Below are 7,638 nucleotides of genomic sequence, written 5' to 3' on the forward strand. Positions count from 1 at the left end.
TCTCATCAGGCCTCTAGAATGCCGTGCCATGTCCACCCTGGCCCGAGCGGTGGAGAGTATCGCCGGGGCGGCAACGAAATGAGCACCGAAACCCAAGCCCCGCGGCCGCACCTCTATTCCTCCACGTTCCGCCCGGGGCGCGTGTCTGGTCGCCGCTGGCTCCAGTAGAAACAACTACCGCGACGAGTAGGTTTTTACAGCAAAGACGTGGGAGTGCCCTCGTCGGGAGTGCGTTTCTGCCGCGACGACGCCAGGAACTGCTGGTGTCGCGGCGCTCACAGCGGAGTCGGGCTGGGTGGTAGCCTGTCCGCATGGCTTCGCCTGAGACACAATTTAGTGCAGACGGAGACGCTCATTCCTCTCGCGCCGTGCACGAACTCGCCGCTCAGTGGGAACGGCGGGGGCATGATTCCCAGCAGGTCGAGCTCATCGCCTTGGTGAGAAGCACCGCCATGCACCTTCGTTCCGGTGCGGATGTTGTGTTGGCCGCCCATGGCTTGTCACGGGAGATTTTCGATATCCTCGCGGCGCTTTATCGCGCCGATGGTGACACGTTTGTTACGCAGGCACAGCTTGCTGGCCAGATGTTCGTGACGCAGGCGGGAATGAAGAAGCGCCTCGGGCGTTTGCATGAGATGGGGTTGGTCACGCGCAGCGTGGATCCGAAGGACGCCCGCCAGTACCAGCTTGCGCTGACTGACGATGGGCGCGCCGTGCTGGACGGGGTGCTCGACGAGTTTTTCGCTGCCGAGGCAGCGAGCTTGGGTGGGCTGGCAGAAGCTGACCAGCGCCAGCTCATCCGGTTGCTGCAGCGTCTGCTCGCTCACAAGCCGGGCTGAATCCATGAGCCGGGTGGCTTACACCGGGGGTAAAATACTTAACTAGTTAAGGATTACGCTGGTGTCTGGGCCTAGTAGGGCTCGTGAATCCGTAGGAGGATCCTCATGGCGCTTATCAACAGCGCGGAACCGACGATAGCCCAGGCGCCGCAGGGACAGGTTAACGACCTCAGGTCGGCCCTCGCCCTCATCGCCGATGATCCGAAGAACTTCATCCAGACCGATCATCCGGTCGACCCGAACGCCGAACTGGCGGGCGTGTACAAGCACGTCGGCGCTGGTGGAACGGTGATGCGGCCCACTCGTCGTGGCCCCGCGATGCAGTTCAACAAGATCACCGGCTTCGATGACGTGCGTGTTGTGGTGGGTGTGCTGGCCGATCGAAGCCGCGTCGCGACCCTGCTCGGCGCCACCCCGAAGACAGTGAATCAGGTTGTGGCCGCCGCTTTCAACGCGGCGCTCGCACCCGTCGTTGTGGGCAAGAACAATGCACCTGTGCAGGAGAAGATCTACCTCGCCTCCGACCCCGGCTTCGACATTCGTACGCTGCTGCCGGCCCCGACGAACACGCCGGAAGACGCCGCACCGTACTTCTGTATGGGATTGCTGCTGGGCACCGACCCCGAAAATGGCCACTCCGACGTCACTATTCACCGTATCGCAGTGCAGGGCAAGGACGAGCTGTCGATCTTCTTCGCGCCGGGCCGCCACATCGACGCGTTCCGGCTCAAGGCCGAGGCCAAGGGCGAGGCTCTTCCGATAACCATCAACATGGGTCTCGACCCCGCCGTCTACATCGGAGCCTGTTTCGAGGCGCCGACCACACCGTTCGGTTACGACGAGTTGCAGGTCGCTGGCGGGCTGCGCCACTCGCCCGTCGAGCTGGTCAAGGCCATTACCGTGAACCAGCACTCCATCGCGCGCGCTGAGATCGTCATCGAGGGCGAGCTATTGCCGAACGTGCGTATGCGCGAGGACCTGCACTCGGACACTGGGCACGCCATGCCCGAGTTTCCCGGCTACAACGGCCCGGCCAACACCGCGCTGCCGATCTTCAAGGTCACGGCGGTGACCACCCGGATGCACCCGATCCTTGAGACTCTCGTCGGCCCGGGCGAGGAGCATACCTCGCTGGCCGGAATCCCGACCGAGGCCTCGATCCTTCGCGCGTTGGACGCGGCCCTGCCGGGCTTCGTCTCGCAGGTCTACGCACATACCGCCGGCGGCGGCAAGTTGCTCGCGGTTGTGCAGGTGAACAAGTCCAAGGCGTTCGATGACGGCCGTGCCCGCCAGGCCGCTCTGGTGGCCCTGGCCACCTACAGCGAGCTGAAGAACGTCATCCTCGTGGACGAAGACGTTGACCCGTTCGACTCCGACGACGTGCTGTGGGCGATGACCACCCGGATGCAGGGCGACCTCGACCTCATCGTGGTTCCCGGTGTGATGGGGCACGTGCTTGACCCTAGCCAGCAGCCGGACTACGACCCGCGCCTTCCCGTGAAGGGCGTGACCGCAAAGACGATCTTTGACGCGACCGCACCGTTCCACATGAAGGATGTTTTCGCCCGCGCCCAGTTCAAGGAAGTCGACCCCCGGCCATGGGCTCCGAGCCTTCACTTCCCCGAGTACGAGGACTAGGTGGCGCGCAAGCGCCTGATTGTCGGCATCACCGGTGCCAGCGGAATCGCCTATGGCGTTCGGATGCTTGACGTGCTGCGCGGACAGGACGTCGAAACCCATCTCGTGATATCACCTTCCGGGCAGATCACCCGGGAGTACGAAACGGTGCTATCCAAACACGAGTTGGAGGGCCTTGCCGATTTTGTGCACAAGCCCTCCGACATCGCAGCGTCGATCTCCTCGGGTTCTTTCGTCACTGACGGCATGGTCATAGCGCCCTGCTCGATGCGCACTCTGGCCGAGATAGCCACGGGCGTCAGCGCATCGCTGGTCTCGCGGGCGGCCGACGTCATCCTCAAGGAACGTCGCCGCCTGGTGCTACTCGCGCGGGAAACCCCATTGTCACTGGTGCACCTGCGCAACATGACGGCTGTGACCGAGGCCGGCGGGATCATCTTCCCGCCGGTCCCCGCCTTTTACATCAGACCGACGTCGTCGATCGACATCGTTGACCAGACCGTAGGTCGGGTTCTCGACCTGTTTGACATCCACATCGACACCTTCCCCCGCTGGGGAGCCGAATCAAAGAAGGTCCAATGATAGGCGCCATTATCAACTCCGTAGCCGTGCTGGTCGGCGGCTTTGGAGGTGCGGCCCTCGGCGGTCGTATGCCCACACGACTGAAAGTCGGCCTGCCTGCAATCTTCGGTGTGGCTTCGATGGCCATGGGCGTGGTGATGATCGTCAAGGTCAATACCATCGGCGTGATGGTTATCTCGGTTCTCCTCGGCTGCGTGGTAGGGGAGCTGGCCTACGTCGAGAAGGGCATCGGCGTGGCCGCATCGGCGCTAAACCGCTTCATCGGACGGGTTGTGCCGATACCCGGCAACATCACCCATGAAGAATTCCTCGAGAAGTACGTGGCCATCGTGGTGCTCTTCTGTGCGAGCGGAACCGGAATCTTTGGCGCTCTGCACGAAAGCATGACCGGCGACCCGTCGATTCTGATCGCCAAGGCCGCGCTCGACCTTCTGACTTCTGCAATCTTTGCCACCACCTTGGGCTACGCAGTCGGAGTGGTCGCGGTGCCACAGATCATCATCATGGTCCTGATTGAGCTCGGCGCCGTGTTCATTGAGCCCCTGATGAGCGGTGGCGCAGAGGCCAACTTCTCCGCCGTGGGTGGAGTTCTGATGCTCGCAACCGGTTTTCGAATCTGCGGCCTGAAAAATTTCCCGATCGCGAATATGCTGCCGGCGCTGATCTTCGTTATTCCGGTGACCACGCTCTGGTCTTTGGTCTTCTAAACCATGGCCGCCAGAACCACATCGCCCGCGTTCACCGCGGCGATCGACCGGTATATCGCCAGCCACCACGTGGTGTCGCTCGCCGCCAGCGCCGAAAATTCGGTGTGGGCGGCGAATGTGTTCTACTCGTTTGACCTGCCCGGGCGGAGGCTGCTGTTCGTCACGAGCCCGAACACGGCCCATGGGCGCCTGATGCTGGCCAATCCCACCGTCGCCGCGACCATTTCCACCCAAGAAAAAGACGTCACGAAGCTTCAGGGCATTCAACTGCGCGGAACGTCGACTCTGCTTGCTGGCGCGGAGGCCGACCGGGGGCGAAAACTGTTCGCCGCGATATCCCCGGTGCCTATTATTGTGAACGTCGCGCTGTGGGCACTGGCACCGACCTACTTAAAAATGGTCGACAACTCAAGGGGATTCAGTCACAAAGAAGAGTGGCCCCAGCTCGACTAGAGGGTCGCGCCGCCGCGCGTGGCCGGTTGCGTCCAATAGCGTGGTGTAACCCCGGCCCTGATGGGCGTGTTGCAGGTCAAGTCCAAATGTGTGGTGTACCGAGTTTTCCGCGTGATTCTTGGATTTTTAGGCGCTGAGGGCGCTGAGTTCGGTTGTTTGCTCCTCCTTCTCGGTCGGGATGAGGGTGAGGCGTGAGCGGCTGAGGACGTCGAGGCCGAGGTAGCGGCGGCCTTCGATCCATTCGTCGTGTTGTTCGGCCAGGACCGCGCCGACGAGCCGGATCAGGGAGCCACGGTCGGGGAAGATGCCCACGACGTCGGTGCGGCGGCGGATCTCACGGTTGAGGCGTTCCTGTGGGTTGTTGGACCAGAGCTGACGCCAGATCTCCTTCGGGAACCCGGTGAACGCGAGCACGTCGGCCCGGGCTCTCTCGAGGTGAGTGGCGACCGCGGGCAGCTTCTCTTCGAGGGCGTTCAGGACTCGGTCGAACTGGGCGTGCACGGCGTCCTTGTCGGGCTGGTCGTAGACGCAAGTGGAGCAGGGTCTTCACCCACGGCCAGCTGGACTTCGGGGTCGCGGACATCAGATTCGCGGCGTAGTGGGTGCGGCAGCGCTGCCAGGTCGCACCGGGCAGGGTGGCCCCGATCGCGGCCACGAGGCCGGCATGGGCGTCGCTGGTGACGAGTTTCACACCGGTGAGGCCGCGGGCGGTCAGGTCGCGGAAGAAGCCGAGCCAGCCGGCGCCGTCTTCGGCGCTGGTGACCTGCAAGCCCAGGATCTCGCGGTGCCCGTCCTTGTTTACGCCCGTCGCGAGGAGCGCGTGGATGTTGGCGACACGGCCGCCCTCGCGGACCTTCAGCACCAGGGCATCGGCGGCGACGAACGTGTAGGGGCCGGCGTCGAGGGGGCGGGTGCGGAACTGCTCGACCTGCTCGTCGAGGTCCTTGGCCATGATCGACACCTGCGACTTGGAGAGGCGGGTGATACCGAGGGACTCGACTAGTTTCTCCATCCGCCTGGTCGACACCCCGAGGAGGTAGCAGGTCGCCACGACGCTGGTCAGGGCGGCCTCGGCCCGGCGGCGGCGCTCGAGGAGCCAGTCCGGGAAGTAGGTGCCGGTGCGCAACTTCGGGATCGCGACATCGAGGGTGCCGGTGCGGGTGTCGAAATCACGGTGTCGGTAGCCGTTGCGGGAGTTGGTCCGGTCGGCGGAGATCTGGCCGTATTCGGCGCCGCAGACGGCTTCGGCCTCGGCGCTCATCAGCGCGTTGATGAACGTGGTCAGCATCTGCCGCATCAGGTCCGGCGAGGCTTGCTCAAGTTGTTCGGACAGGAAACGGGCAGGGTCAATAAAATGAGGTGCGGTCATCGCGTGTACTCCTTCGGAAAAGACTTGATCGGTCTTTCCAAGAATCACGCGGTGACCGCCTCGTGAGTGCAGGCTCTCTCCATCAGTAGCTTTCTTCTGCGTGCGAATTTCGCGAACGCCCCAGTATCAAACAACTGACGCTGAACATAATCACGACCCTGCATGCATCAAGGTCTCAACACTCCATCCGAAACCGTGCGTCGGCACGCTTTCATCGCCCAAATGTCAGCAAGTTCGTAGGACCTGCACCGTTCGAGGAGCATGTCGTTTTTGCCAAGGCCGTCGGTCCCAGACGACCCCACGGCTGACCAACGAGGGGCTTCTTTCCAACTCATCGCGACTTGACGCAGCGACGGCTGAACACCCCCCTACAGGGGTGCGCAGGGGTACGTCAACCCTCTTGAGAGTTCTCTTTTCAGCATGTGTACTGAACCTCCCATTGTGATTTGGAGGCGTTCATGCCCGAACATGTCCTAGCTTCACGTCAGCACGGCAGCGTTAGTTTAGTCGCCGTTTCCGCGACGACCTGGCAAGTACGAGGTCAGCGAGACGGGGATGAGCCAGCCTCCGTTATCCTCGGCTACATTCAACACGTCGGGAATACCTTCGAGGCAACGAGTCTCATCAGGCCTCTAGAATGCCGTGCCATGTCCACCCTGGCCCGAGCGGTGGAGAGTATCGCCGGGGCGGCAACGAAATGAGCGCCGAAACCCAAGCCCCGACGACCACCTCCCCAGTCTCGCTTGTTCGCCCGGCGGTCGCCGGGCGCTATGCGCGCGAGGCCACGGATGCTTTCGGTGATTACCTGCGCCGCATCGGCAAAGGCCCGCTCCTCAGCGCCGAGGACGAGGTCAACCTCGCCCGGCGCATCGAAGTCGGACTCTTCGCCGCAGAGAAACTCTCGCACGGGGTCGATGACCCCGAACTCTCCCGGGAACTCTCCTGGCTCGCCCACGACGGCGGCCGGGCGAAGAACCACTTCATCGAAGCCAACCTCCGCCTCGTCGTCAGCATCGCCAAACACTACTCCGGCCGCGGGGTGCCGATCATGGACCTCGTCCAGGACGGCAACATCGGCCTCGTCCGCGCGGTAGAAAAGTACGACTTCACGACCGGCTACAAGTTCTCCACCTACGCCACCTGGTGGATCCGCCAAGCAATCCACCGCGGCATAGCCGACAAGTCCCGCATGATCCGCATCCCCGTGCACACCGCGGAAAAGCTCAACAAAATCAAGCTAATCCGCCGCGACCTAATGATTTCCCTAGATCGGGAACCCACCATCGAGGAACTGGCAGCTGCCACTCTTCTCACGGCCCAGGACGTGTCCCGGTTACTCAGCTACGACCGCGAACCCATCTCTTTGGACATGCCGATCGGTGATGGTGTCGGGGACATCTCCGAACTCATCCAAGACGGCGACCTGCCCGAACCCGAGGAATACGCGACCCTGACCCTGCGCCGGGCCGATATCTCCTTCCACCTTCACCGACTGCCGTCCCGGGAACAGGCCATCTTGACCGCCCGGTTCGGACTCGACGGCAGCGAGCCGCACACCCTCGAACAGGTCGCAGCCGTCCAGGGCGTCACCCGGGAACGCGTCAGACAAATCGAAAAACGCGCCCTCGCACTCCTGCGCGTACCCCGACTCGAACAATACCTCTACGACTAAACCCGATAAGGAAGACAACCCCCGGTCGGTTTCGGTCACGGTGAGGAACTTCGCACCTTCATGCGCGCGTTTGCTGGCCCCGGCAGCATGTGCAGGTCAACAGGATTCCGTACAGCGACGGCTAACCCACGACTGAGCGGCGGCCGAACCCCCGACAAGTCCAGAGGTGTGAGCTGCTGCGGTAAAACCTTCTACGCGTGAAGTGGGCCAAGTAAAAAACTGAGACAACGGTGCTCGTTTGGCGAAATTGGCGGAATTCAACATTTTTCGAGCGGCCCCATTTTCGGGTTGACTACGAGGCTGCTGAGTGTGAGTTTCACGACCCGCCTCGAAAGGCTTGAATATTGGCTTCGTTGGGCACCACCTGTGGTGCCCAAC

The 7,638-nt window shown here is 62.6% G+C and carries 6 protein-coding genes and 1 pseudogene; 6 read left to right on the forward strand and 1 reads right to left on the reverse strand.

Annotation, left to right across the window (positions count from 1 at the left end):
• Positions 1-368 precede the first annotated feature (368 nt).
• From QN350_RS18505 to QN350_RS18525, 5 genes are all read left to right on the forward strand, one after another.
• Positions 369-839, forward strand: coding sequence for a MarR family winged helix-turn-helix transcriptional regulator (locus QN350_RS18505; protein ID WP_322140283.1), 471 nt, complete (start codon positions 369-371; stop codon positions 837-839).
• A gap of 105 nt (positions 840-944) precedes the next feature.
• Entirely contained in the window at positions 945-2,477 is a 1,533-nt protein-coding gene (locus tag QN350_RS18510) for a UbiD family decarboxylase (protein ID WP_323508363.1), read from the forward strand.
• Complete coding sequence (locus QN350_RS18515; protein WP_134561869.1) at positions 2,478-3,059, forward strand: UbiX family flavin prenyltransferase; 582 nt, start codon at positions 2,478-2,480, stop codon at positions 3,057-3,059. It abuts the gene before it with no gap.
• Positions 3,056-3,766 (forward strand): DUF554 domain-containing protein, encoded by a 711-nt coding sequence (locus QN350_RS18520; protein ID WP_322140285.1) that lies wholly within the window; start codon positions 3,056-3,058, stop codon positions 3,764-3,766. Before QN350_RS18515 ends, QN350_RS18520 begins: the two co-directional genes overlap by 4 nt.
• A 3-nt stretch (positions 3,767-3,769) precedes the next feature.
• Positions 3,770-4,219 (forward strand): pyridoxamine 5'-phosphate oxidase family protein, encoded by a 450-nt coding sequence (locus QN350_RS18525; protein WP_322140286.1) that lies wholly within the window; start codon positions 3,770-3,772, stop codon positions 4,217-4,219.
• A gap of 126 nt (positions 4,220-4,345) precedes the next feature.
• On the opposite strand, the pseudogene QN350_RS18530 reads toward QN350_RS18525, so the two are convergent.
• Positions 4,346-5,588: pseudogene (locus QN350_RS18530) on the reverse strand (IS256 family transposase).
• A 697-nt stretch (positions 5,589-6,285) separates the two neighbouring features.
• Here QN350_RS18530 and QN350_RS18535 point away from each other — a divergent pair.
• Complete coding sequence (locus tag QN350_RS18535; protein ID WP_323517084.1) at positions 6,286-7,260, forward strand: sigma-70 family RNA polymerase sigma factor; 975 nt, start codon at positions 6,286-6,288, stop codon at positions 7,258-7,260.
• The last annotated feature ends 378 nt before the right edge of the window (positions 7,261-7,638 follow it).

The organism is Cryobacterium sp. 10I5, assembly GCF_035019865.1.
Lineage (GTDB): Bacteria > Actinomycetota > Actinomycetes > Actinomycetales > Microbacteriaceae > Cryobacterium > Cryobacterium breve_A.

Coding starts and splice junctions, on each gene's coding strand:
- QN350_RS18520 (WP_322140285.1), top strand. CDS start 3,056: ATGATAGGCGCCATTATCAACTCCGTAGCCGTGCTGGTCGGCGGCTTT.
- QN350_RS18535 (WP_323517084.1), top strand. CDS start 6,286: ATGAGCGCCGAAACCCAAGCCCCGACGACCACCTCCCCAGTCTCGCTT.
- QN350_RS18510 (WP_323508363.1), top strand. CDS start 945: ATGGCGCTTATCAACAGCGCGGAACCGACGATAGCCCAGGCGCCGCAG.
- QN350_RS18525 (WP_322140286.1), top strand. CDS start 3,770: ATGGCCGCCAGAACCACATCGCCCGCGTTCACCGCGGCGATCGACCGG.